Genomic DNA, 22,872 nt, shown 5'->3' with positions numbered 1-22,872 from the left:
GATGCAGGCCCCGCTGCCGCCCGTGACGGTGACGGTCGCGCGGTCCGAAACCGGGCGCGCCGTCGTCAGTGAGGACCTAAGCATTTGGAAGTATACCAATATGAGAATCGACGCCCGGCGTTTCGGCGACTGTGCCGGACAGGCGGAGCCTTCACCCTAACGCGGTACGAGTCTACCCCCGTTAACACTTTGTTAAGGAATGAGCCGACGGCCGCCGTTTGCGGGCAACGGCGGGAATCGGATCCTCGCTAGTAGCACGACACTTGTGTGACAGCCTTCTTCCTCATGGCACAAAATCCGCTCAATGCCGCGTCATTGCCCCGCGGCAGCCTCCGGAAGGGGAAGCGCTGCAAGCGACGGCGGGGTCACAAGCCGGCAGCGGTTGGTGCGCGCTCGACCCGCCGCGCCCCCGCTCGAAAGGGGACAAAACTTCCAATCTGAGATGTATGCCGTCTGGTGGCGTAGTCGCCGTTCTGAGAGCATTCATGGTGCGCCCGGCACCGGACAGCGCGAAACAGGGGCCCGATGCGTCGATCCGTCACGCGGGTGTTCGGGCCGCCGTGTCGGTCCCGAAGCCCGCACCGGTCCAAAGGCTGTCCATGGTTTATACAGATATGGCAACGGCATAGCTGAAACCAACCCAAGCCGCCATCGTCCACAGCGCGCACCGCCGCGCGACCATGCCGAGGCTTCCAAACCAGGGGGGCGTCGGCTCTACTGTCAGCCCACAGCGGAGATCTGCCATGGTCAACCTCTTTCCCTGCCAGCTTCGCGCGACGCTCCGGCGGCGGTGGCCGGCGATGGCCCTCCGTCCGGGGGAGCAGAGCCCATGATCGGCTGGCTCAGCTTTTTCGCGGCGCTGTTCCTGTTCTTCGCCACCCATTTTCTGCCGGCGCGCGGTGGGCTGCGGGAGGCGTTGATCGCGCGGCTCGGGCGGCGTGGCTATTTCGCGCTCTATGGCGGCCTGTCGGTGGCGCTGCTGGCCTGGCTGGTCGCGGCGGCGGCGAGGGCGCCGTATGTCGAGCTCTGGCCGAACCTGCCCTGGCAACGCTGGGCGCCGACCCTCGTCATGCCGGTGGCGCTGTTTCTTGTCGTGGCGGGGATCCGGTTGCCCTATCCCTATACGCTGGGTGGGCGGCGTGACCGGCCGTTCAACCCGCTCTATCCGGGCTTCGCCGCCGTCACCCGGCATCCGCTGCTCTGGGCGCTGGCGCTCTGGTCCGGGGCGCATCTGCTGCCGAACGGCGATCTCGCCCATGTCATCCTGTTCGGCAGCTTCCTCGGGCTGTCCTTGGCCGGGATGCGGGTGTTCGACGCCCGGGCGCGGCGGGCGATGTCGCCGGATGACGCGCGCATCGCCTTCCGCGCCACCGAGCTGCTGTCGCCGCTGCCGCTGTTCAGCGCCATCTGGCGCGAGAACAACGAATCCGCGCTTTCGGTGCGGCTGGTGATCGCCATCATCCTCTGGGCCGTGATCCTGTGGTGGCACCAGACGGTGATCGGGGTCTCGCCGCTGCCGCTGTGATTTGATCTTGCGCAAGGCAGGCTCCGCGGGCGGGCGGTATGACGACCGTCATGACACATATAGCCAAACTCCAGAGTCTCGGACTCTTCGACGCCCGCGTTCCGCGCTACACAAGCTACCCTGCGGCGCCCGTGTTCACGGGCGCCGTGGGGGCCGAGTTCCAGGCCGAAGCCATCAGGGCTCTGGATCCGGCTGTTCCGATCTCCGTCTATATCCACGTGCCCTTCTGCGAGCGGCTCTGCTGGTTCTGCGCCTGCCGCACCCAGGGCACCCAGACCCTGGCCCCGGTGGAGGCCTATGTCGGCACCCTGCTGCAGGAGCTGAAGCTGGTCGCCGCGCATCTGCCCGAGGGCGTGCGCATGGGCCGGCTGCACTGGGGTGGCGGCACGCCGACCATCCTCACGCCCGAGCTGATCCACCGGCTGGCGCAGGCGATCAAGGCGGTGATTCCCTTTGCCGAGCATTACGAGTTCTCGGTCGAGATCGACCCGATGATGGTGGACGAGCCGAAGATCCGCGCGCTGAGCGAGGAGGGGATGAACCGCGCCTCCATCGGCATCCAGGACTTCACCGACATCGTGCAGAACGCCATCGGTCGCGAGCAGCCCTTCGAGGCGACGAAGGCCTGCGTCGATGCGCTGCGCCACTACGGGGTGCATTCGCTGAACACCGATCTGGTTTACGGCCTGCCGCACCAGAACCGCGAGAGCCTTGCGGCGACGATCGACAAGGTGCTGTCGCTGCAGCCGGACCGGGTGGCGATCTTCGGCTATGCCCATGTGCCGTGGATGGCCAAGCGGCAGAAGCTGATCGACGAGGCGGTGCTGCCCAATGACATGGAGCGGCACGAGCTGGCCAACCTCGCGGCCCGGCTGTTCACCGAGGGCGGCTTCGAGCGGATCGGCATCGACCACTTCGCCCGGCCCGAGGACAGCATGGCCGTCGCCGCCCGCAACGGCAAGCTGCGGCGCAACTTCCAAGGCTATGTCGATGACGAATGCCCGACGCTGCTCGGCATCGGCGCCTCGTCGATCTCGAAGTTCGAGCAGGGCTATCTGCAGAACACCGCCGCCACCGCCGCCTATATCAAGCAGATCGAGGCGGGGGAGTTGCCGGGCTATCGCGGCCACCGCATGACCGAGGCCGACCGCCTGCACGGCCGCGCCATCGAGATGATCATGTGCGACTTCCATCTCGACATGCCGGCCTTGAAGGCGCGGTTCGGCGATGCGGCGGATGATCTGCTGCAGCGCGTCGCCGAGGCCGAGCGGCAGTTCGCGCCCTTCGTCTCGACCGAGGGCGGCTCGCTGACCATCGCGCCGGAGGGCAGGGCGCTGTGCCGGATGATCGCCAAGACCTTCGACGCCTACGAGACGCCGGGGGCGCGCTACTCGCAGGCCTCCTGAGAGGGCGGAACATAAAAGGCCGCCGCAGCGGGTGCTGCGGCGGCCTTTTGCGTTGTCGGGCCGTCAGTTCGCCCGGGCATCCTCGCTGTCGAAATAGGTCGCGTTCAGCTTGAACGCCGCTTCGGTCCGGTTGGTCGCCCGCAGCTTCTTCATGATGTTGCGGATGTGAACCTTCACCGTGCTCTCGCAGAGGTTAAGCTCGTAGGCGATGATCTTGTTCGACTTGCCGCGCCTGAGGGCGTTGCAGACCGCAAGCTGCCGCTCGGTCAGCTGGTCCTCCACCGAGGATCTCGGTTCGGGCTTGTTGGCCAGCGCTTCGCGCAGCGCCCCGAGGCTGGCCATCGGCAGGAAGATCCCGCCGGAGGATGTCAGCCGCGTCGCCTCGACGATGTCGTCGATCCCCACCGAGGCGGGCAGGTAGCCCTTCGCGCCGCAGTCGAAGGCGGTGATCATCTCGCGCAGGTCGTTCGAGACGCCCAGCACCAGCACGGGGCTGGGGCCGGCCGCGGCGACCAGCGCGGTCAGCTCGGCCTGCACCGCGGGTTCGGCCACCTCGCGGTTGCCGGTGTTGTAGAGCACGACCTGCGCCGCCCCGGCGAGATCGGCCCGCGCCTGCCACTCGGCGATCGAGCCGCAGCCGGTGACCGGCAGGTCCGGATGGGCCAGTTCGACGCAGCGCAGGAAGCACTGCCGCTCCAGCGTGCGCGGGTCGATGGCGACGAGCGTCCTGTGCCTGTCGGCGGAAAGGGAAGGGACCGAAACGGTCGCGGAAATCTGTGGTTCAAAATCGGGTTTCGACGCGGCAACCGCGTCAGATGAGTGTTCCATCTATGTAATATCCACTTTTGAATGAACGGGTGCGCCCCTTGTTGACTCTTCCTTCCTTCTGCATGCGCCCGGTTACAGGTTAACATATCAATGCGTTCCGACAAATACTCCTTCCGGCAGCAAGAACCGGCTTGGTCCGGAGCGATGTCGGGGGGCGTCGGGAGCTGGCCTTTCCGCAGCGCTTGGCGGCCTGCTTGTCTATCAACATATTGATTTGTTGAGGGAACGACGTGACCCATCACAGGGTGGACAACGGTTCTGATTGCGGAGTTCTTTGCAAATTGCAGTTGTATTGCCAAGTTGCGATGGAATGCTGCAACCCGGGCGATAGAGGCGCTTGCGGGGGACAACTCAAGGCTTTCCGCAATTCAGGCGGAAAGCCGCCGCTTAAAATCCGGCTGCCGCAAAAAGACCGTATTGGGCGGGGGCGGGCGGCCGCGATTCGCCCCGGCTCAGCGCCGCTCGGCCACCAGGGCGGCGCGCAGCAGCGGCAGGATGACCAGCACGGTCAGCCCGAGGAAGAGCGTCTCCAGTGCGAAGACGGCGAGATAGGGCGTGGCCGGGCCATAGGACTGGCCCTGGGGCAGCGCCTGCAGCAGGTCGCGGATGACGCCTGCGGCGGCGATGGCGAGGCCCGCCGCGGTCGCCTGCACCGCGCCCCAGGCCCCCAAGGCCAGCCCGACCTGCTCCTTCGGCGCGAGGCGCATGGTGGCGGTCAGCGTGCCATGGCTGAACAGCCCGCCGCCGAAGCCGACCACCAGCGTGCCGAAGCCGAAGACCAGCGTGTTGGTGGTGGGCGTCGCGCCGATGATGGCGAAGAAGCCGGGGATGCCGAGCGCCGCCCCCAGCCCCGCCATGCGCAGCGCGTCGAAGCCGCGCGACAGCACCCGCGAGGCGAGCCAGAAGCCCAAGAGACCGCCGCCGGCGAAGGTGGCGGTCAGCCGCGTCGTCTGCGCCACCGTCATCTGCAGCACCTGCCCGCCATAGGGCTCCAAGAGCACGTCGGCCATGCCGAAGCCCAGCGTGCCGAGGCCGATGACCACCAGCCCGTGCAGCGCGTTCTTGCGGCTGATGAACTGGCGCCACTGGTCGCCGAACTCCGGCTCGCGCTCGGGCTTCTCGGTATAGGCGCGGTTGCGCGGCTCCTGCTTCCACATGGCAACGCCGTTCAGCACCAGCACCGCCACCGCGACGCCCTGGATCACCTTGATCAGCTGTGCGTCGTAGTAGGGGGTCAGCACCCAGCCGAAGCCGATGGCCGAGAAGATCATGCTGACCAGCAGCATGACATACATCAGCCCCACCACCTTCGGCTGATCCTCCCGCGGGGCGAGGTCGGTGGCCAGCGCGAGGCCGACGGTCTGGATCGTATGCACTCCGGCACCGACCAAGAGGAAGGCCAGCGCGGCCGAACTGAGCCCGATCCATTCCGGCGTGCCCTCGGCGTAGTTCTTGCCGCCCAGCACGATCAGGGCGAAGGGCATGATGGCGAAGCCGCCCCAGAGCGCCAGCGTGCCCTTCCAGATATAGGGCACCCTGCGCCAGCCGAGCGCCGAGACATGGGTATCGGAGCGGAAGCCGATCAGCGCCCGGAACGGCGCGAAGAGCAGCGGCAGCGAGATCATGACACCCACCAGCGAGGCCGGCACGTCGAGCTCGACGATCATCACCCGGTTCAGCGTGCCGACCAGCAGCACCACCGACATGCCGACCGCCACCTGGAACAGCGACAGCCGCAGCAGCCGGCTCAGCGGCAGGGTGTCGGAGGCGGCGTCGGCGAAGGGCAGAAAGCGTGGGCCGATGGCGACGAGGGCTTTGGCGAAGCGGCTCATGTGGATTTCCCGGGTTGCCGTGAGCTGCGCGGGGCAGCGGATGTCCTGCGGTCGGGGGCCGGGTCAGTCACGCTACGCGACCCGAGGAACGGCAAGGCGGCGCGGCGGCGCCACTGTTCGCACGTACAGGCCGGGACCATCGGCCCCGGCCTGCACAATGGGTCAAGGACGAAGGGGCGAGGGCCCGGCGAGGGCCCTCACCGCCGGCGTCTCAGCCCGCCACGGGAGCGGCGGCCACCACTTTGGCGGAGCCGGCATAGTAGTCCGACAGCCAGGTGGTGTTGGTCAGCAGCGCGTAGTGCACGGCGAAGGAGCTGATCGCCACGGCGCTGAGGAACAGCGGGACGCCCACGGTCGGTTTCACCACGAGCCAGATTTTTCCGTTGGTCATGTCTGGGTACTCCTTAGCCGAGCCACGGGGTGGCAGCAGCTGCCAGGAAGTGTGCGAGAAGGGCGATACCGCCGAAAACGCGGGTGCCGAGGATGAGCTGTTTTTGCACTTCTTCGGCTTCGGCTACGGTCAGCCCGGTCGGCCAAACCTTGTTCAGATCGTCAGTCACTTTGTCGTCTCCCCAACTGGTAAATTCGACGTTGCGTGTAGGGCCTGCACGCTGGCTTCGAAGAGACCGGGCGGATCGTCTGCACTTGTTACGGCGCCATCCAACCTGTCCGGCTCACCCGTAGAGGTGTCACAAGTTACTGACATTTGCAATGTAAACGGCGGTTGACATGGCCGTTTCGGGTGCGACTTATTGGCTGAGGCTTGAGGGGCGGATGGCCACCAAGCCTATGTAAAAAATACATTTTGTCGAATCTGTCGCAGTTTTCGCCGTCCCGCGCCCGCTCCGGGCGGCGCGCGGCGTGGCGCAGAAATGGCTGGATTTGGGGTCTTCGACCTGTCTGCCGGCTGGCGCTGTCAACCCATGTCGCCGAGAATATTTCCGGGAAAAACACGCGCTTCCCCCTGGGGTGCGGCGCCGCCGCCGCAGCCTGATCCGGCGGCGGCCGCGGGGCCGGGGAATCACCTCACAGAGCGGTCAGCACCGTGTCGAGCCGGTCGAGGAAGATCCCGACATGCTCTTCGGAGAAGACCAGTGGCGGGCGGATCTTCAGCACATTGGCGCGCGGCCCGGTGGCCGAGATCAGCACTCGCGCCTCGCGCAGCCCGTTGACGATCCGTGCGGCCTTCGCCGCATCGGCTGCGCCGTCGCTGACCACCTCGACCCCGAGGAACAGCCCGGCGCTGCGCACCGCGCCGATGCAGCCGTGACGCTGGCCCAGTTGCTCCAGCCCCGCGTGGAAGGCGCGGCCCACGATCAGGGCGTTCTGCTGCAGCCCCTCGCGCTGCACCACCTCGAGCACCGCCATGGCGGTGGCGGCGGCGACCGCATTGCCGCCGAACGTGTTGAAGTAGCGCGCCTTGGCGCCGAACTCAGCCACCACCTCGGGCCGCAGCACCAGCCCGGCCACCGGATAGCCATTGCCCATCGGCTTGCCGAGCGAGACCATGTCGGGCAGGATGCCATGACGCTGGAAGCCCCACATCGCCTCGCCGGTGCGGCCGAAACCGGGCTGGACCTCGTCGGCGATGAACAGGCCCCCGGCCCGGTGGATCGCCTCGACCGCGCCCTTTAGGAAACCCGTGCCGGTGAGGACCCCGTCGCTGGAGAAGATCGTGTCGACGATCAGCACCGCGGGCTTGATGCCGTGACGCTGCAGATCCTCGATCGCGTCCTCGACAGCCGCGGCGAAGCCCGCATCGCCGCCGCGCGCCGGATCGGGAGCGGGCACGGTGCGGACATGCGGGCCGAGGTTCACGCTGGGCCCGAGCGAGGGCGAGAATTGCGACACCGCCAGCGTCACGCCGTGATAGGCGGTCTCGGTCACGATCACCCCGGTTCCGCCGGTCTTGGCGAAGGCCATGCGCAGCGCGAGGTCATTAGCCTCGCTGCCGGTGCAGGTAAACATCACATGGCCGAGCTCTGCCGGGAAGGTGGCGAGCAGCTTATCGGCATAGGCGAGCACCCCGTTATGCAGATAGCGGGTGTGGGTCGCCAGCGTCGCCGCCTGCCGCGCCGTGGCCTCGACCACATGCGGGTGGCAGTGCCCGACCGAGGCCACGTTGTTGTAGACGTCGAGATAGGCCTCACCGGCGGCGTCGTAGAGCCAGACACCCTCGCCGCGCACCAGGAGCACCGGGTGCTCGTAGAACAGCCGGTAGGCCGGGCCGAGCAGCGCCTGACGCTTCCGCACCAGAAGCGCCTCTTCCTCGGTCAGGTTGGCCGCGCCGGGGACGAAGGCGTTGATCATCGTGCTGTCGGGTCTCATGGCTCACTCCATCCCGCAGGTCTGGCGCAGGGCGCGGCGCGCCGCATCGCGGGGCAGGGCGGTCAGCGCCTGCAATCCCGTACGGGCTGCGGGGAAGTTGCGCAGGATATAGGGGGCGTTCTCGGGATGGCTCGCCGCGCGGGAGCTGGCGATGCCGATGGTGGTGATCATCCGCGTGGCGGTGAGGTCGAAGAGCACATCGACCTCCTCGGGCAGCAGGGGATAGGCCTCGTGATAGCCCGCGACGAAGGCGGTGAGCGAGCCGAGCGCATCCTCGGGGTCGATCTGATAGGCGGCGGCGACCGCCAGATCGCAGACCCGCGCCGTCCGCACCATGTCGCCGAAATCGAGCACTCCGGCCACCGCATCGGGGTTCTGCGGATCGACCAGCACGTTATGCGGGTTGAGATCGTTGTGCACCACCTGCCAAGGCAGCGTTGGCAGCAGCGGCGCCACCTCGGCCTCGAAGATGTCGAGGCAGCGCAGCGAGAGATCGCGCGAGGCCGGGTCGGGGCAACTTGGCAGCAGCGGCCGCAGCCGGGCGGCATGGCGGATATCCCAGAGCAGGTCCTGCTCTGCCGCGGGGTGGGTGAAGCTGGCCAGTGCGCGCGACAGGTCGGCAAGTACCCGCCCCATGGCCCGGCGCTGCGTACCGGAGCGCGGCGCGAGATGCAGCGGCGTGCCCTCCAGGTAAGTCAGCACCCGGAGCAGGCTGCCATTGGCCAGCGTGACTTCGGTCGCGCCGTCCAATGTGCGCAGCACCCGCGGCACGCAGAGATCGGGGGCGGTGCTTTCCAGATGCAGCAGCGCCTCGGTCTGGAAGGTGGTCACCGCATGCGGCTCGGCCCGGTTGGCGATCTTGAGCACATAGCCCGCGCCCTTCGCGTCGCGCAGCAGCAGGTTCAGGTCACGCTCCGAGGTCAGCCGCTTCGGCTCGGCCTCCAGCCCGAAATGCAGCCTGGCCAAGGCCATGGCCTCGGCGTCGGAGAGGTCGGGCGGGGCGGAGGCCAGAAGCGCGCCGAGCGGCGGGGACAGGTCGGGCAAGGCGGGCTCCTCGTGGCATTTGGCTGGCGGGATCATTGACGATCCGTGCCCGGATGCCAAGGGCGGGGCGGCGGGTTCCCCGAATGCCTGCGGATTGGGCGGGGTGCTGAAAGATCGGTCGCCTGCTGAACGGCGGGAGGCGCAAAAAGCGGCAGTTGCGCGGCAGCCGGTTGCCCCTCTGTGGCGGCGGTGATCGGATGCGCGGCATGAATGCAGTGACCCCCTTGAGTCCCGAGACACGGCCCGCCGTGATGGAGCGCAGTTCCGGCTGCGCCTTCGTCGCGCTGCGCCAGTCGCGCGGCGCGACCCGGCTGGCCGATCTGGCGCAGGCGGGCTCGGCCAAGGCGATCCTGCCGCGGGTGGCGGGGGCGGTGCCGGAGGTGGTGTATCTCAACACCTCCGGCGGGCTGACCGGGGGCGACCGGCTGAGCTACCGGCTCGAGGTCGGCGCGGGCTGCCGGGTGCTGGCGACGACCCAGACGGCGGAGCGCGCCTATGCGGCGGGCGAGGGCGTGGCGGAGGTGCGGGTCAGCCATTCGGTCGGCGCGGGCGGCTGGCTCGATTGGCTGCCGCAGGAGACGATCCTTTACGACGGCGCGGCGCTGGAGCGGCACACCGAGATCGAGCTGGCTGGCGATGCGGGCTGTCTGATGCTCGAGTCCGTGGTGCTGGGCCGCGCCGCCATGGGCGAGACCGTGAGCCGGCTGAAATTTCGCGATGCACGGACGGTGCGGCGCGACGGGCGGCCGGTGCTGCTCGATCCGTTGGCCTTCGACGATGCGGCGCTGGCGGCGGCGGGCGGCTTTGCCGTGTTGGGCGGGGCGCGGGCCTTCGCCACGCTGGCGATGATCGGGCAGGGCGCCGAGGATACGCTGGCCCGGGCGCGGGCCGTGTTGGATGAGCCGGGGGTGGAGGCCGCGGCCTCGGCCTTCGACGGGAAACTGGTGCTGCGGCTGCTGGCGCCCGATGGCTGGCCGCTGCGCCGTCAGGTGGTGCGGGTGCTGGGCGCCTTGCGCGGGACCGCCTTGCCGCGCGTCTGGCAGGTTTGAGAGGGAGTTGCGATGAACCTGACACCGAGGGAAAAGGACAAGCTGCTGATCAGCGTCGCCGCCATGTTGGCGCGCGGGCGGCTGGCGCGGGGGGTGAAGCTGAACCACCCCGAGGCGATTGCGCTGATCTCGGATTTCGTGGTCGAGGGCGCGCGCGACGGGCGCACGGTCGCCGATCTGATGCAGGCCGGGGCCTTCGTCATCACCGCCGAGCAATGCATGCCGGGCATCCCCGAGATGATCCATTCCATCCAGGTCGAAGCGACCTTCCCCGACGGGACCAAGCTCGTCACCGTCCACCATCCGATCCGCTGAGAGGTTTCCATGCGTTCTGCCCCCTTCGCCAAACCCGCCGATGACCGCCCGCTGAGGCTCCTGTCGGCCCTGCCGCTGGCGGCGCTGGTGCTGCTTCTGCCGGCTGCCGCGCTGGCGCATCCGGGCCATGTGGCGGCTTCGCCCTTCGCCTCGGGGCTCGGGCATCCGCTGGGCGGGCTCGACCATGTGCTGGCGATGCTGGCGGTCGGGCTCTGGGCCGCGACGACCGGCGGGCGGGCGCTCTGGGCGATGCCGTTGGCCTTCGTGCTGGCGATGCTGGGCGGCGGCGCGCTGGGCGCCGCGGGTCTGCCCTTCCCGGCGGTGGAGCCGATGATCCTCGCCTCCATCGTGCTTCTGGGCGCCGCCGTGGCGCTGGCGCTGCGCCCGACGCTGCCGCTTGCCCTCGGGGCGATCGCGCTCTTCGGTCTGGCGCATGGCCACGCCCATGGCGCGGAAGGTCCGGCCTCGGGGCTGATGCTCTACGCCGGGGGCTTCGTGCTGGCCACCGCTGCGCTGCATGGCGCGGGGCTGCTGGCCGGGCTCGGGCTGGCGCGGCTGAACGTTCTGGCCTCGCGGCTTCTCGGCGGCGGCACGGCGCTGGCGGGCCTCGTGCTCGCCCTGTCCTGAGGAGAGCGCGATGATCCCCGGAGAGCTGTTTCCCGCCGAGGGCGAGATCACCCTGAACGCCGGGGCCGAGGCCCTGGTGCTTGCCGTCTCCAACACCGGCGACCGTCCGGTGCAGGTGGGCTCGCATTACCATTTTGCCGAGACCAACGCCGGGCTGTCCTTCGACAGGGCGGCGGCGCGGGGGCGGCGGCTCGACATTCCGGCGGGCACCGCGGTGCGCTTCGAGCCGGGCCAGACCCGCGAGGTCCGGCTGGTGCCCTATGGTGGCGCGCGCCATGTCTATGGCTTCAACGCTGCCGTCATGGGCAAGCTCTGACCTCACCCCAGACACCGGAGCCCGCCATGTCCCCCTTATTCCGCTATGCCGAGATGATGCGCCTGTCGATGCAGATGGGTCTCATGCTGTTCGAGGCGCAGCAGGTCATCGCGCTGCGGATGCCGGGCATGACCGGGGTGCTTGCCGCGCATCCGTCGGAGAACGGGCGTATGCTGGCCGAGAAGGGCGCGGCCTTCGCGCAATCGGCGCAGGCCGCCACCCTCGCCGCGCTGCAGGGCAAGCAGGCGGATCAGGTGGCGATGGCCGCGCTGCGCCCGATCCGCCGCAAGACCCGGGCCAATGCGGCGCGGCTCACCCGCGCCGCGAAGCAGGTCTGAGCAATGCGCGCCGTCCCCCCTCCGACCTCAGGGCGCGTCCGGCAGCGGCGGCAGGCTGCGCAAGTAGAGGATCACCGCCTTCAGGTCGTACTCGGTGAAGCCTGCGAGATAGCCGTAGGGCATCGGTGGCAGCATCGGCGTGCCATCGGCATGCACGCCCTTGGTGATCATCGCGGCGATCTGCTCGTCGCTGTAATCGGCCAGCCCGTCCTTGTGGCTGGTCAGGTTCGCCGCGACCGAGACGCCCCAGGGCCCCGGAAACTCGAAGCCGCCGCGACCCAGGTCGGTGTCGTACTTGAAGCCTTGGGGGCCGAGGGGCGTGTGGCATTCGATGCAATGCGCGATCGGACCGGCGAGATAGGCGCCGTATTCGACACTGACGCCGCGCGGCGGCGCGGTGACGCTTTCGACCGGCGGGCCGTAGGCCGGCGGCAGCGGGATGCGGTAGTTCGAGGGCGGCGTCTCGTTCGCCACCGGCTCCAGGGTCCGCAGGAACAGGACCACGGAGCCGAGATCGTCGTCGGAGAGGCCGCGATAGACGGAGAACGGCATCGGCGGGCCGATCACCGTGCCGTCCGGGCGGATGCCCTCGCGGATCGCGCGGGCAAGCTCGGCGTCGCTCCATTCGGCGATGCGGCTCGCCGGGGTGATGTTGGGCGCGACCGCGGTGAACTCGGGCAGTTCGATCACCAGCCGGCCCGACAGCTCCTGATCCATCACCGGGCCGTCCGGCCCCAGCGGCGTGTGGCAGTTGCCGCAGCCCGCCGGGCCGCGCACCAGATATTCCCCTCGCTCCAGCGTCGGTCCGGCCTCGGCCATTCCGACCAGAGCAAGGCTTACGGCCATAGCAAGGTTCACGGGCAGCAGCCCGCGCAAGGTCCTGCGCAGCGTCATCATTCTGTCCCTCTTTTCTATACGGCCCCTGCGGGCGGCCCCGGCCTCCTGGCGTCAGGGCTTCCTCGCAGCGCGGTGATTTCGCCAGCCGCCGCCGGACCTGTCAACTTGTCGCATCGGTCGGGATCAACCCGCCTGCGCTTCCGCTGAAGGAGGTATCATGCCTGCCCAGATCTCTCGTGCCACCTATGCCGCCATGTTCGGCCCGACCACCGGCGACAAGCTGCGGCTGGGGGATACGGAGCTGATCATCGAGGTCGAGCGCGACCTGACCACCTATGGCGAGGAGGTGAAGTTCGGCGGTGGCAAGGTGATCCGCGACGGCATGGGCCAGAGCCAGATCACCCGGGCGCAGGGCGCGGTGGATACCGTCATCACCAATGCGCTGATCGTCGATCATACCGGGATCTACAAGGCCGATGTCGGCCTGCGCGACGGGCTGATCCACAAGATCGGCAAGGCGGGCAACCCCGATACCCAGCCGGGGGTCGACATCATCATCGGCCCGGGCACCGAGGTGATTGCGGGCGAAGGGCGCATCCTGACCGCCGGAGGGATGGATGCGCATATCCATTTCATCTGCCCGCAGCAGATCGAGGATTCGCTGCACTCCGGCATCACCACCATGCTCGGCGGCGGCACCGGCCCGGCACATGGCACGCTCGCCACTACCTGCACCCCGGGGCCGTGGCACATCGGGCGGATGCTGCAGGCGGCGGATGCCTTTCCGATGAACCTCGCCTTCGCCGGCAAGGGCAACGCCTCGCTGCCCGCCGGGCTGGAGGAGCAGGTGCGCGCCGGGGCCTCCTGTCTCAAGCTGCACGAGGATTGGGGCACCACGCCCGCCGCCATCGACTGCTGCCTGACGGTGGCCGATGCGATGGATGTGCAGGTGATGATCCACACCGACACACTGAACGAGAGCAGCTTCGTGGAGAACACGCTCGACGCCATCCGCGGCCGGACGATCCACGCCTTCCACACCGAGGGCGCGGGCGGCGGCCATGCGCCCGACATCATCAAGGTGGTGGGCTCAGCCAATGTGATCCCCAGCTCCACCAACCCGACGATGCCCTACACCGCCAATACCATCGAAGAGCATCTCGACATGCTGATGGTCTGCCATCACCTCGACCGCTCGATCCCCGAGGATGTGGCCTTCGCCGAAAGCCGCATCCGGCGCGAGACCATTGCCGCCGAGGATATCCTGCACGACATGGGCGCCTTCTCGGTCATCTCATCCGACAGTCAGGCGATGGGGCGGGTGGGCGAGGTCATCACCCGGACATGGCAGACCGCGCACAAGATGAAGGTGCAACGCGGGCGGCTGGCCGAGGAGCTGGGGGCGAACGACAACTTCCGCGTCCGGCGCTACATCGCGAAATACACCATCAATCCCGCGATCACCCATGGCATCTCGCGCCACATCGGCTCGGTCGAGGAGGGCAAGCGCGCCGATCTCGTGCTCTGGACGCCGGCTTTCTTCGGCGCCAAGCCCGACATGGTGCTGATGGGCGGGATGATCGTCTGCGCGCAGATGGGCGATCCGAACGGCTCGATCCCGGCGCAGCCCTTCTACACAAGGCCGATGTTCGGCGCCTTCGGCGGGGCTTTGCATGCCAGCGCCGTCACCTTCCTGTCGCAGGCGGCGCAGGAGGACGGGGTGCGCGACCGGCTGCGGCTGCAGAAGGGCACGCTGGCGGTGGAGGGAACGCGGGGCATCGGCAAGGCCGATATGCGGCTGAACGCGCATCGCCCGCAGATCGAGGTGAACCCCGAGACCTACGAGGTGCGCGCCGATGGCGAGATCCTGACCTGCGCGCCGCTGGCCGAGCTGCCGCTGGCGCAGCGGTATTTCCTGTTCTGACCGCTCACTCCGCCGGGCAGAGCCGCCGGATCGGCCAGCCGGGCCGCGCCGGCGCCAACGCGCCTGTCAGCGGCAGGCAGCGGGTCGGGTCGCGCGGCGGGATCTGCGGCGGCTCCGCCCCGCCGTCACGCGGCGGCAGCGAGGCGAGGCCTGCGCGGTTGTCGACAGCCTCTGGCGCAGGGTTCGTCTTGTGCATGGCGGCTCCTCTCAGCACTCTGTCCCGGTGCAGCCTGCTGTCGCTCCGTTAACGAATCGCTGACACGCCTGACATCGAAAGGGAACGACCATGACCGACCTTCCTCCCGCCCGCCGACTGCTGCGCCATGGCGCCTGGGAGGGCGCCGCCGCCGCCCGCGTGCTGCTCGACTACGACGCCCGCTTTCTGCGCCGCAAGCGGCTGGAGACCGTGGATGGGCAGGGCTTCCTGGTGGACCTGCCGGAAACGGTGAGCCTCGACGAAGGCGATGCCTTCGAGCTGGAGGATGGCCAGCTGGTCGAGATCGGCGCGGCGCCCGAGGAGGTGCTGGTGGTGACCGGCGCGCTGACCCGCGCGGCCTGGCACATCGGCAACCGCCATACGCCCTGCCAGATCGAGGCCGAGCGCCTGCTGATCAAGCGCGACCATGTGCTGGAAGGCATGTTGCGCGGGCTGGGGCTGACGGTGGCCGAGGCGGTCGAACCCTTCACGCCCGAGGGCGGCGCCTATGGCCACGGTCGCACCATGGGCCATGACCACGGGCCGGAAGCTGGCCATTCCCACGGCGAGGGCCATTCGCATCCGCATGTCCACGTCCATGTCTCGCGCAAGGTGGAGGAGGACGACATCACCCCCGATGTCGATCCCGGATGAGCGCGGCGCCTCCCGGCCTCCTGAACCTCGTGCAGTGGCTCTCCCCGGCCTTCCCGACCGGGGGCTTTGCCTATTCGCACGGGCTGGAATGGGCGATCTCGGCGGGCGAGGTCCGTGACGGCGCGTCGGTGGAACGCTGGCTCGCCGACGTGCTGCGCTTCGGCGCGGGTCGGACGGATGCGATCCTGCTGGCGCAGGCGCTGGCCGCCGAAGCCGATCTCGACGCGCTGACCGACATCGCCCGCGCGCTCGCCCCGTCGGCCGAGCGGCTGCGCGAGACCGAGGATCAGGGCGCGGGCTTCGCCGCCGCCACCGCCGCGCTGACCGGGTTTGACCTCGCGCCGCGCCCGCTGCCCGTTGCCGTGGGGCAGGCGGCGCGCACGCTGGCGCTGCCGGCGCCGCAGGTGCTGGCGCTCTACCTGCACGCCTTTGCCGCCAATCTCGTCTCGGCGGCGGTGCGCTTCGTTCCGCTCGGGCAGACCGAGGGGCAGCGGGTGCTGGCGGCGCTGCATCCGCTGATCGACGCGCTGGCGCTGGAGGCCGCGACTGCGACGCTCGACGACCTCGCGACCTCCGCCCTGCGCGCCGATCTGGCGGCGATGCAGCATGAAACCATGGATGTAAGGATCTTTCGCACATGACGCAGCACGGACCTCTTCGCGTCGGCATCGGCGGCCCGGTGGGCGCAGGCAAGACCACGCTGACGGAAAAGCTCTGCGCGGCGCTGGCCGACCGCTGCTCGATGGCGGTGATCACCAACGACATCTACACCCGCGAGGATGCCGATTTCCTGATGCGGGCGCAGGTGCTGCCCTCCGAGCGCATCCGGGGGGTGGAGACCGGCGGCTGCCCGCATACCGCGATCCGCGAGGATGCCTCGATCAACCTCGCGGCCATCGCCGATCTCCGGCGGCAGTTCGACGATCTGGGCCTGATCCTGATCGAATCCGGCGGCGACAATCTGGCGGCGACCTTCAGCCCGGAACTGGCGGATCTGACGATCTACGTCATCGACACGGCGGCGGGGCAGGACATCCCGCGCAAGCGGGGCCCGGGCGTCACCCGCTCGGATCTGCTGGTGGTCAACAAGACCGACCTCGCGCCGCATGTCGGCGTGGATGTGGCGCTGCTGGAGGAGGATGCGAAGCGCGCCCGCGGCAGCCGGCCCTATGTCATGGGGCGGATGCGCGCGGGTGTGGGAATCGCGGAGATCGTCGCCTTCCTCGAGCGCGAAGGCGGCCTGCGTCTGTTGCCGGTTGCGGGACAGAGCCAGCCGCAAACCGCCTGATCCGACCGCATCCCGCCGCATTTCGCGGCGGCTCACGCGCAATTGCCTAAAAAGTGAACTCCCGCTTCGGGCCGCCTGCCGCGCCGAACGCATCGCCTTGCCGCACCGTCATGCGCCACGTCTTCTGACTGACGCGAAGGTCGAAAAGACCCGCGAAGACAACAGGTGTGCGGTGGCGAGCGATTGGAACTCCGTCACCACCGCACGGGGTGCAACATGGTTGCCGTCTCTGGATACAGGCCGCCTCCCGCGAAGGGAAGGCGCGCCCTAGGGGTGGCCGTTCGAGAGGGAAGTCCATGAACGGGTTGAGGGGAATGATCATCGGCGCGGGGGTCGGTCTGACGCTGACCGGCGCCGCCGCGGCGCAGGAAACTGTGAAGGTCGGCGTCCTGCATTCGCTGTCGGGCACGATGGCGATTTCGGAGACGACGCTGAAGGACACGATGCTGATGCTGATCGCCGAGCAGAACGCCAAGGGCGGCGTGCTGGGCAAGCAGATCGAGGCGGTCGTCGTCGATCCGGCCTCGGACTGGCCGCTGTTCGCCGAAAAGGCGCGCGAGCTGCTGACCGTGTCGGATGTCGACGTGATGTTCGGCTGCTGGACCAGCGTCAGCCGGAAATCGGTGCTGCCGGTGATCGAGGAGCTGAACGGGCTCTTGTTCTATCCGGTGCAATACGAGGGCGAGGAGTCCTCGAAGAACGTGTTCTATACCGGCGCCGCGCCGAACCAGCAGGCGATCCCGGCGACCGACTATTTCCTCGAGGAGCTGGGCGTCGAGAAATTCGCGCTGTTGGGCACGGACTACGTCTATCCGCGCACCACGAACAACATCCTCGAAAGCTACCTGCAGCAGAAGGGCATCGCGAAGGAAGACATCTTCGTGAACTACACCCCCTTCGGGCATTCCGACTGGTCCAAGATCGTGGCCGACGTGGTGGCGCTGGGCGCGGATGGCAAGAAGGTCGGCGTGATCTCGACCATCAACGGCGACGCCAACATCGGCTTCTACAAGGAGCTGGCGGCGGCGGGCATCTCGGCCGATGACATCCCGGTCGTGGCCTTCTCGGTCGGCGAGGAAGAGCTTTCGGGCCTCGATACCTCGAACCTCGTCGGCCATCTGGCGGCGTGGAACTACTTCCAGTCGGCGGACGAGTCCGCCAATGACGAGTTCATCGCCAAGTGGAAGGAATTCGCCGGCGAGAACCGCGTGACCAACGACCCGATGGAAGCCCATGTGATCGGCTTCAACATGTGGGTGCAGGCGGTCGAGAAGGCGGGCACCACCGATGTCGACGCGGTGCGCGAGGCGATGTACGGGCTTGAAGTGCCGAACCTGACCGGCGGCACCGCCAAGATGCTGCCGAACCATCACCTCACGAAGCCGGTGCTGATCGGCGAGATCCAGGCCGATGGCCAGTTCGACATCGTCAGCCAGACCGAGCCGGTGGCCGGCGACGCCTGGACCGACTTCCTGCCGGAATCGGCGGTGCTCGAGGCCGATTGGGCCGAGCTCGACTGCGGCATGTACAACACCGAGACCAAGACCTGCGTGCAGATCAAGTCGAACTACTGATGCGGACGGGGGCGGTGCGCCGCCCCCCTCTCTCACGCCGGGGGCAGAATGCGGCTTTTCCTCTCCATCCTTGCGGCGCTTTTCCTGGCGCTGCCCGCGGTCGCGCAGGGCACGCCCGCCGCGCAGATCCTTGCGGACAACCGCGCGCTGGTCGAGAAATCCTCGCGCCAGACCATCGGCCCGGTGATCGAGGCGCTGGCCTCCAGCGGCGATCCGGCGGCGGCGGCGATCCTCGCGGCCTGGGCCGACCGCGGTCTCGGCCTGCATGACGACGGCCGCTTCCTCCTGATCTCCGAGGCGGAGGCGGGCTGGGCGCTGCGCGACCTTTCGGGGGCCGAGGCGGGGCAGGCGGCCAAGGGCGAGGTCAAGCAGTTGCGCCCAAATTCCGGGGTGCGCGGCCTGATCGCCACGGCGCTGGTTCAGTTCCAGCTCGCCGATCCCGATCCCGCGCGCCGCTCCGAGGCGCTGGCCTCCATTGCCCGCGACCCGTCGCCCGACCATCTCGAGCCGCTGCGCGTCGCCATGGCTAAGGCCTCCGATCCCGCCATGGCGCGGCTGGAGCGGCTGCTGACCCTGCGCTTCGATCCCGACTCTGCCGCCCGGGTCGCCGCGATCGAAAGCTTCGGCGCCGATCTCGGCCTCGACCTGCGCGCCGCGCTCAACCCGCTGGTGGGCACCCGCCGCATCGCCGTGGCAGGCGGGGCGCCCGAGGGCGAGAACCTCGCCGCCAGCCTCACCCCCGGCAAGGAAATCACCCGCGAGGCGGCCTATGACCTGCTCGTCACCGCCGACCTCGCCCCGGCCCGGCTGACCGAGGCCGACCAGCGCGCGACGCTGATCGAGAACATCGACAACGGCAGTGTCGCGGGCATCCCCGTCGCCGCGCTCGACAACCGCGCCGAACGCGACCGCGCCTATACCGCGCTCGAGGCCGAGGGCCGCGCCCCCGCCGCCGCGACCGAGGACGAGGTGAGCGCCGCGCTCGCCGCCCACAGCTTCCACGACGTCTATGCCGAGCCCGACCCGGCGGTGACCGAGGCGGCAGAGGCGGCGCTCGCCCGGATCGGCCTCAAGGTCGGGGCGATGCAGGCGGCAGACCTCTCACTCGACGCGCTGTCGCTGGCCTCGATCTACTTCCTCGCCGCCATCGGCCTCGCCATCACCTTCGGTGTGATGCGGGTGATCAACATGGCGCATGGCGAGTTCATCATGATGGGCGCCTATACCGGCTATGTCGTGCAGCAGGTCGTCGCCGACCGCACGCTGTCGATCCTGCTCGCCTTGCCGCTCGCCTTCCTCGTCACCTTCGCCGCTGGCGTGGCGATGGAGCGGCTGGTGATCCGCCATCTCTACAAGCGCCCGCTGGAAACCCTGCTCGCCACCTTCGGCATCTCCATCGCGCTGCAGCAGCTGGCCAAGAACATCTTCGGCACCCAGGCCCGCCCGCTCACCTCGCCCGGCTGGCTCGACGGAGCGCTGGTGTTCAACGACGTGGTTTCGATCAGCTACATCCGCATCGCCATCTTCGCGCTGGCGCTGGTCTTCCTCGGCGTCTTCCTCTTCATCATGAAGCGCACGAGGCTCGGGCTCGAGGTGCGGGCAGTGACGCAGAACCCTTCGATGGCCGCCTCCATGGGCATCAACCCCGACCGGATCAACATGCTGACCTTCGGCCTGGGCTCGGGCATCGCCGGGATCGCCGGCGTGGCCATCGGTCTCTTCGCCAAGGTCACTTCCGAGCTCGGCTCCGACTACATCGTGCAAAGCTTCATGACCGTGGTCGTGGGCGGGGTCGGCAATATCTGGGGGACGCTGGCGGGGGCGCTGATGATCGGCGGCATGCAGAAGGGCATCGAGTGGCTGAACCCCTCGAACACGCTGGCTGCGCAGACCTACATGATCATCTTCATCATCATCTTCATCCAGTTCCGCCCCCGCGGCATCATCGCCCTCAAGGGCCGCGCGGCGGGAGACTGAGCGATGACCCTTTCCCCTTCATCTTGGTCCAAATGTCCCGGGGCGCGCGAGGGGATGGCCCCCCGCTTCTCCGGCCGGAGCCTGCCATGACCCAAGGTTTCCTCGCGAAAAACCCTTCCGTCCTGATCTTCCTTGCCGCCCTCGCGCTCTTCACCCTCGCGGTGACGCTCTTGTCGCATGCCTATGGCGTCTCCTTCCTCTCCACCTCCTTCGTGAAGACGCTGGGAAAGACGCTCTGCCTCTGCCTGATCGCGCTGGCGATGGATCTTGTCTGGGGCTATGCGGGCATCCTCAGCCTCGGGCATTTCGCCTTCTTCGGCCTCGGCGGTTACATGATTGGAATGTGGCTGATGTATGCCCGTACCGAGGAGATCGTGGTGCAGGCGCTTTCGGGCGCGCCGCTGCCGCCGACGCCGGAGGAGATCGTCTCGGGCATCGGCACGCAGATCTTCGGCGTGGTCGGCGGCTCCGAGATCCCCTGGGTCTGGAGCTTTGCCCACAGCCTGCCCTTGCAGCTGATGCTGGTGGTGCTGGTGCCGGGGCTTCTGGCGCTGGCCTTCGGCTGGCTCGCCTTCCGCAGCCGGGTGACCGGAGTGTATCTCTCGATCCTGACCCAGGCGATGACGCTGGCGCTGGCGCTCTATCTCTTCCAGAACGACTCGGGGCTGCGCGGCAACAACGGGCTGTCGGGCTTGCAGAACATGCCGGGACAGGGGGCGGTGACGCAGGACCAGCTCTCGGTCTGGTTCCTCTGGGCCTCTGCCTTGGCCTTGGGGCTCGGCTATCTGCTCTGCGCCTGGGTCGTCTCGGGCAAGTTCGGCTCGGTGATCCGGGCGATACGCGACGACGAGCAGCGGGTGCGCTTCCTCGGCTATTCGGTCGAAAGCTACAAGCTCGCGGTCTTCACCCTGACGGCGATCATCGCTGCCATCGCGGGCGCGCTCTACTATCCGCAGGCCGGGATCATCAACCCCGCCGAGCTCGCGCCCATCGCCTCGATCTATCTCGCGGTCTGGGTCGCCATCGGCGGGCGCGGGCGGCTCTATGGGGCGGTGATCGGCGCGGCCTTCGTCTCGCTTCTCTCCTCCTGGTTCACCGGCGGGCGTGCGCCGAGCATCAACCTCGGCTTCTACACGGTGAACTGGGTCGACTGGTGGCTGATCCTGCTGGGCCTCGCCTTCGTGCTGGTGACGCTTTTCGCGCCGCAGGGCATCGGCGGGCTGTTCGACCTCTGGCAGGGGGCGAAGCATCCCAAACGGCGGGGCGCGCCGCTGGGGCCGGATGACGGCTCGTTCCAGGAGAAGGAGGCAGTGGAATGAGCGCGCTGCTCGAGGTTTCCGGCGTCTCCGTCACCTTCGACGGCTTCCGCGCCATCAACAACCTGTCCTTCAACATCGCGGCGCAGGAGCTTCGCGCGATCATCGGGCCGAACGGCGCGGGCAAGACCACCTTCATGGACATCGTCACCGGCAAGACCCGGCCCGACGAGGGCAGCGTCACCTTCGGCGAGCGGTCGGTCTCGCTCTTGTCCCTGTCCGAGGCGCAGATCGCCCGGGCCGGGGTGGGGCGCAAGTTCCAGCGGCCCACGGTCTTCGAGGATCAGTCGGTGTTCGACAACCTGATGATGGCGCTGAAGAAACCGCGCGGGCCGCTCGCCGTGCTGATGTTCCGCGCCTCGAAGGGCGACGCGCGCAAGGTGCGCGATCTGGCGGAGGAGGTGGGGCTGGGCGACCAGCTGGAGCGCAAGTCGGGCGAGCTCTCCCACGGCCAGAAGCAATGGCTGGAGATCGGCATGCTGCTGGCGCAGGAGCCGCGGCTTCTGCTGGTGGACGAGCCCGCCGCGGGCATGACGCTGGCCGAACGAGAGCATACGACCGCCCTGCTGGTCGAGATGGCGAAGACCCGGGCAGTGGTGGTGGTGGAGCATGACATGGATTTCGTCCGCCGCCTCGACTGCAAGGTGACGGTGCTGCACGAGGGGTCGGTGCTGGCCGAGGGCACGCTGGACCATGTGACGAAGAACCCTTCGGTGATCGAAGTCTATCTGGGGCGGGGCTGATGCTGAAGACCGAAGGACTGACCCTGCATTATGGCGGCAGCCAGATCCTCTATGGGATCGACATGGAGGCGCGGGCGGGCGAGGTGACCTGCATCATGGGCACCAACGGGGTGGGCAAGACCTCGCTCCTCAAGGCCATTGCCGGTACCCACCCTCGCTCGGGCGGGCGGGTGATCTTCGACGGCGAGGATCTGCCGGTCGTGAAGCCGCAGGGCATGGCGCGGCGCGGGCTGGGCGTGGTGCCGCAGGGTCGGATGATCTTTCCGCTGCTGACGGTGACCGAGAACCTGCACACCGGCTTCGCCACCCTGCCGCGCAGCGAGCATCGGGTGCCGGACGAGATCTACGACCTCTTCCCGGTGCTCAAGGACATGGGTCATCGCCGGGGCGGCGATCTGTCGGGCGGGCAGCAGCAGCAGCTGGCCATTGCCCGGGCGATGATCATGAAGCCGAAGCTCCTGCTTCTGGACGAGCCGACCGAGGGGATCCAGCCCAACATCATCCAGCAGATCGGGCGGGTGATCTCGTACCTCCGCTCCAAGGGCGACATCGCCATCGTGCTGGTGGAACAGTATTTCGACTTCGCCTTCGATCTGGCGGACCGCTTCTATGTGCTGAAGCGCGGCGCGGTCGAGGTGTCGGGTACGAAGGCCGAGCTGGGGCGCGAGCGGATGCGGCAGGCGGTTTCGGTCTGAGCCGGCCTCCGGACAGGAAAAGGCCGGCGGGAGCGACCCCGCCGGCCTTTTCAGTACCTG

The 22,872-nt window shown here is 68.3% G+C and carries 24 protein-coding genes; 16 read left to right on the top strand and 8 right to left on the bottom strand.

The annotated features are described in order from the left end of the window. Window positions 1-829: 829 nt before the first annotated feature. Entirely contained in the window at window positions 830-1,525 is a 696-nt protein-coding gene (locus tag C5F48_RS09660) for an NnrU family protein (RefSeq protein ID WP_107663695.1), read from the top strand. 50 nt (window positions 1,526-1,575) lie between these two features. Then, window positions 1,576-2,931, top strand: coding sequence for an oxygen-independent coproporphyrinogen III oxidase (hemN, locus tag C5F48_RS09655; protein WP_107663700.1), 1,356 nt, complete (start codon window positions 1,576-1,578; stop codon window positions 2,929-2,931). 63 nt (window positions 2,932-2,994) lie between these two features. Here hemN and C5F48_RS09650 read toward each other — a convergent pair whose 3' ends face one another. The 6 genes from C5F48_RS09650 to C5F48_RS09625 form a co-directional block, all read right to left on the bottom strand. Then, window positions 2,995-3,759 (bottom strand): LuxR C-terminal-related transcriptional regulator, encoded by a 765-nt coding sequence (locus C5F48_RS09650; RefSeq protein ID WP_107663694.1) that lies wholly within the window; start codon window positions 3,757-3,759, stop codon window positions 2,995-2,997. Window positions 3,760-4,211: 452 nt separating this feature from the next. Continuing rightward, window positions 4,212-5,591: a PucC family protein gene (locus tag C5F48_RS09645; RefSeq protein WP_107663693.1), complete on the bottom strand. Its 1,380-nt coding sequence runs from the start codon at window positions 5,589-5,591 to the stop codon at window positions 4,212-4,214. 211 nt (window positions 5,592-5,802) lie between these two features. Then, window positions 5,803-5,982 (bottom strand): light-harvesting protein, encoded by a 180-nt coding sequence (locus C5F48_RS09640; RefSeq protein ID WP_107663692.1) that lies wholly within the window; start codon window positions 5,980-5,982, stop codon window positions 5,803-5,805. A gap of 13 nt (window positions 5,983-5,995) precedes the next feature. Then, window positions 5,996-6,151: a light-harvesting protein gene (locus C5F48_RS09635; protein ID WP_107663691.1), complete on the bottom strand. Its 156-nt coding sequence runs from the start codon at window positions 6,149-6,151 to the stop codon at window positions 5,996-5,998. A 466-nt stretch (window positions 6,152-6,617) separates the two neighbouring features. Next, on the bottom strand, window positions 6,618-7,919 hold the full coding sequence (locus tag C5F48_RS09630; RefSeq protein ID WP_107663690.1) for an aspartate aminotransferase family protein: 1,302 nt from the start codon (window positions 7,917-7,919) through the stop codon (window positions 6,618-6,620). Between the two features lie 3 nt (window positions 7,920-7,922). Beyond that, window positions 7,923-8,999, bottom strand: coding sequence for a phosphotransferase (locus C5F48_RS09625; RefSeq protein WP_245941401.1), 1,077 nt, complete (start codon window positions 8,997-8,999; stop codon window positions 7,923-7,925). 170 nt (window positions 9,000-9,169) lie between these two features. Here C5F48_RS09625 and C5F48_RS09620 point away from each other — a divergent pair, with 170 nt between their 5' ends. From C5F48_RS09620 to C5F48_RS09600, 5 genes are read left to right on the top strand one after another with little or no spacing between them, the layout of a single operon-like run. Then, a complete protein-coding gene (locus tag C5F48_RS09620) occupies window positions 9,170-10,012 on the top strand; it encodes an urease accessory protein UreD (RefSeq protein WP_107663698.1) in 843 nt (280 codons plus the stop codon). 12 nt (window positions 10,013-10,024) lie between these two features. After that, on the top strand, window positions 10,025-10,327 hold the full coding sequence (locus C5F48_RS09615; protein ID WP_107663689.1) for an urease subunit gamma: 303 nt from the start codon (window positions 10,025-10,027) through the stop codon (window positions 10,325-10,327). Between the two features lie 9 nt (window positions 10,328-10,336). Beyond that, window positions 10,337-10,954: a HupE/UreJ family protein gene (locus C5F48_RS09610; RefSeq protein ID WP_107663688.1), complete on the top strand. Its 618-nt coding sequence runs from the start codon at window positions 10,337-10,339 to the stop codon at window positions 10,952-10,954. A 10-nt stretch (window positions 10,955-10,964) separates the two neighbouring features. Continuing rightward, window positions 10,965-11,270, top strand: a complete 306-nt coding sequence (locus C5F48_RS09605) for an urease subunit beta (RefSeq protein ID WP_107663687.1) — start codon at window positions 10,965-10,967, stop codon at window positions 11,268-11,270. A 26-nt stretch (window positions 11,271-11,296) separates the two neighbouring features. Further along, window positions 11,297-11,608 carry an antifreeze protein gene (locus tag C5F48_RS09600; protein WP_107663686.1) on the top strand — a complete coding sequence of 104 codons (312 nt, stop codon included), beginning with the start codon at window positions 11,297-11,299 and terminating at the stop codon, window positions 11,606-11,608. Between the two features lie 27 nt (window positions 11,609-11,635). Here C5F48_RS09600 and C5F48_RS09595 read toward each other — a convergent pair whose 3' ends face one another. Then, window positions 11,636-12,505 carry a cytochrome c gene (locus tag C5F48_RS09595; protein WP_245941400.1) on the bottom strand — a complete coding sequence of 290 codons (870 nt, stop codon included), beginning with the start codon at window positions 12,503-12,505 and terminating at the stop codon, window positions 11,636-11,638. Between the two features lie 157 nt (window positions 12,506-12,662). Here C5F48_RS09595 and ureC point away from each other — a divergent pair, with 157 nt between their 5' ends. Continuing rightward, window positions 12,663-14,369, top strand: coding sequence for an urease subunit alpha (gene ureC, locus C5F48_RS09590; protein WP_107663685.1), 1,707 nt, complete (start codon window positions 12,663-12,665; stop codon window positions 14,367-14,369). Between the two features lie 4 nt (window positions 14,370-14,373). Here ureC and C5F48_RS09585 read toward each other — a convergent pair whose 3' ends face one another. Continuing rightward, entirely contained in the window at window positions 14,374-14,565 is a 192-nt protein-coding gene (locus tag C5F48_RS09585; RefSeq protein ID WP_107663684.1) for a hypothetical protein, read from the bottom strand. Between the two features lie 90 nt (window positions 14,566-14,655). Between C5F48_RS09585 and ureE the strand changes: the two genes are divergently transcribed. From ureE to urtE, 8 genes are all read left to right on the top strand, one after another. Further along, complete coding sequence (gene ureE / locus C5F48_RS09580; RefSeq protein WP_107663683.1) at window positions 14,656-15,219, top strand: urease accessory protein UreE; 564 nt, start codon at window positions 14,656-14,658, stop codon at window positions 15,217-15,219. Then, window positions 15,216-15,860, top strand: a complete 645-nt coding sequence (locus tag C5F48_RS09575; protein WP_107663682.1) for an urease accessory protein UreF — start codon at window positions 15,216-15,218, stop codon at window positions 15,858-15,860. Before ureE ends, C5F48_RS09575 begins: the two co-directional genes overlap by 4 nt. Then, entirely contained in the window at window positions 15,857-16,507 is a 651-nt protein-coding gene (ureG, locus tag C5F48_RS09570; RefSeq protein ID WP_107663681.1) for an urease accessory protein UreG, read from the top strand. The genes C5F48_RS09575 and ureG overlap by 4 nt, the downstream gene beginning before the upstream one ends. 314 nt (window positions 16,508-16,821) lie before the next feature. After that, window positions 16,822-18,081: an urea ABC transporter substrate-binding protein gene (gene urtA / locus C5F48_RS09565; protein WP_245941409.1), complete on the top strand. Its 1,260-nt coding sequence runs from the start codon at window positions 16,822-16,824 to the stop codon at window positions 18,079-18,081. A 48-nt stretch (window positions 18,082-18,129) separates the two neighbouring features. Then, the gene (urtB, locus tag C5F48_RS09560; RefSeq protein WP_107663679.1) at window positions 18,130-20,058 is read left to right on the top strand and encodes an urea ABC transporter permease subunit UrtB; all 1,929 of its coding nucleotides are present in this window, start codon (window positions 18,130-18,132) and stop codon (window positions 20,056-20,058) included. 86 nt (window positions 20,059-20,144) lie between these two features. After that, window positions 20,145-21,377, top strand: coding sequence for an urea ABC transporter permease subunit UrtC (gene urtC, locus C5F48_RS09555; RefSeq protein WP_107663678.1), 1,233 nt, complete (start codon window positions 20,145-20,147; stop codon window positions 21,375-21,377). Beyond that, window positions 21,374-22,117 carry an urea ABC transporter ATP-binding protein UrtD gene (gene urtD / locus C5F48_RS09550; RefSeq protein WP_107663677.1) on the top strand — a complete coding sequence of 248 codons (744 nt, stop codon included), beginning with the start codon at window positions 21,374-21,376 and terminating at the stop codon, window positions 22,115-22,117. The genes urtC and urtD overlap by 4 nt, the downstream gene beginning before the upstream one ends. Further along, entirely contained in the window at window positions 22,117-22,812 is a 696-nt protein-coding gene (gene urtE / locus C5F48_RS09545; protein ID WP_170139627.1) for an urea ABC transporter ATP-binding subunit UrtE, read from the top strand. The genes urtD and urtE overlap by 1 nt, the downstream gene beginning before the upstream one ends. The last annotated feature ends 60 nt before the right edge of the window (window positions 22,813-22,872 follow it).

This window comes from Cereibacter changlensis JA139, assembly GCF_003034985.1.
Lineage (GTDB): Bacteria > Pseudomonadota > Alphaproteobacteria > Rhodobacterales > Rhodobacteraceae > Cereibacter > Cereibacter changlensis.
The sequence above is the reverse complement of the archived record's forward strand: the minus strand, read 5'-3'. Positions and strand labels throughout refer to the sequence as shown.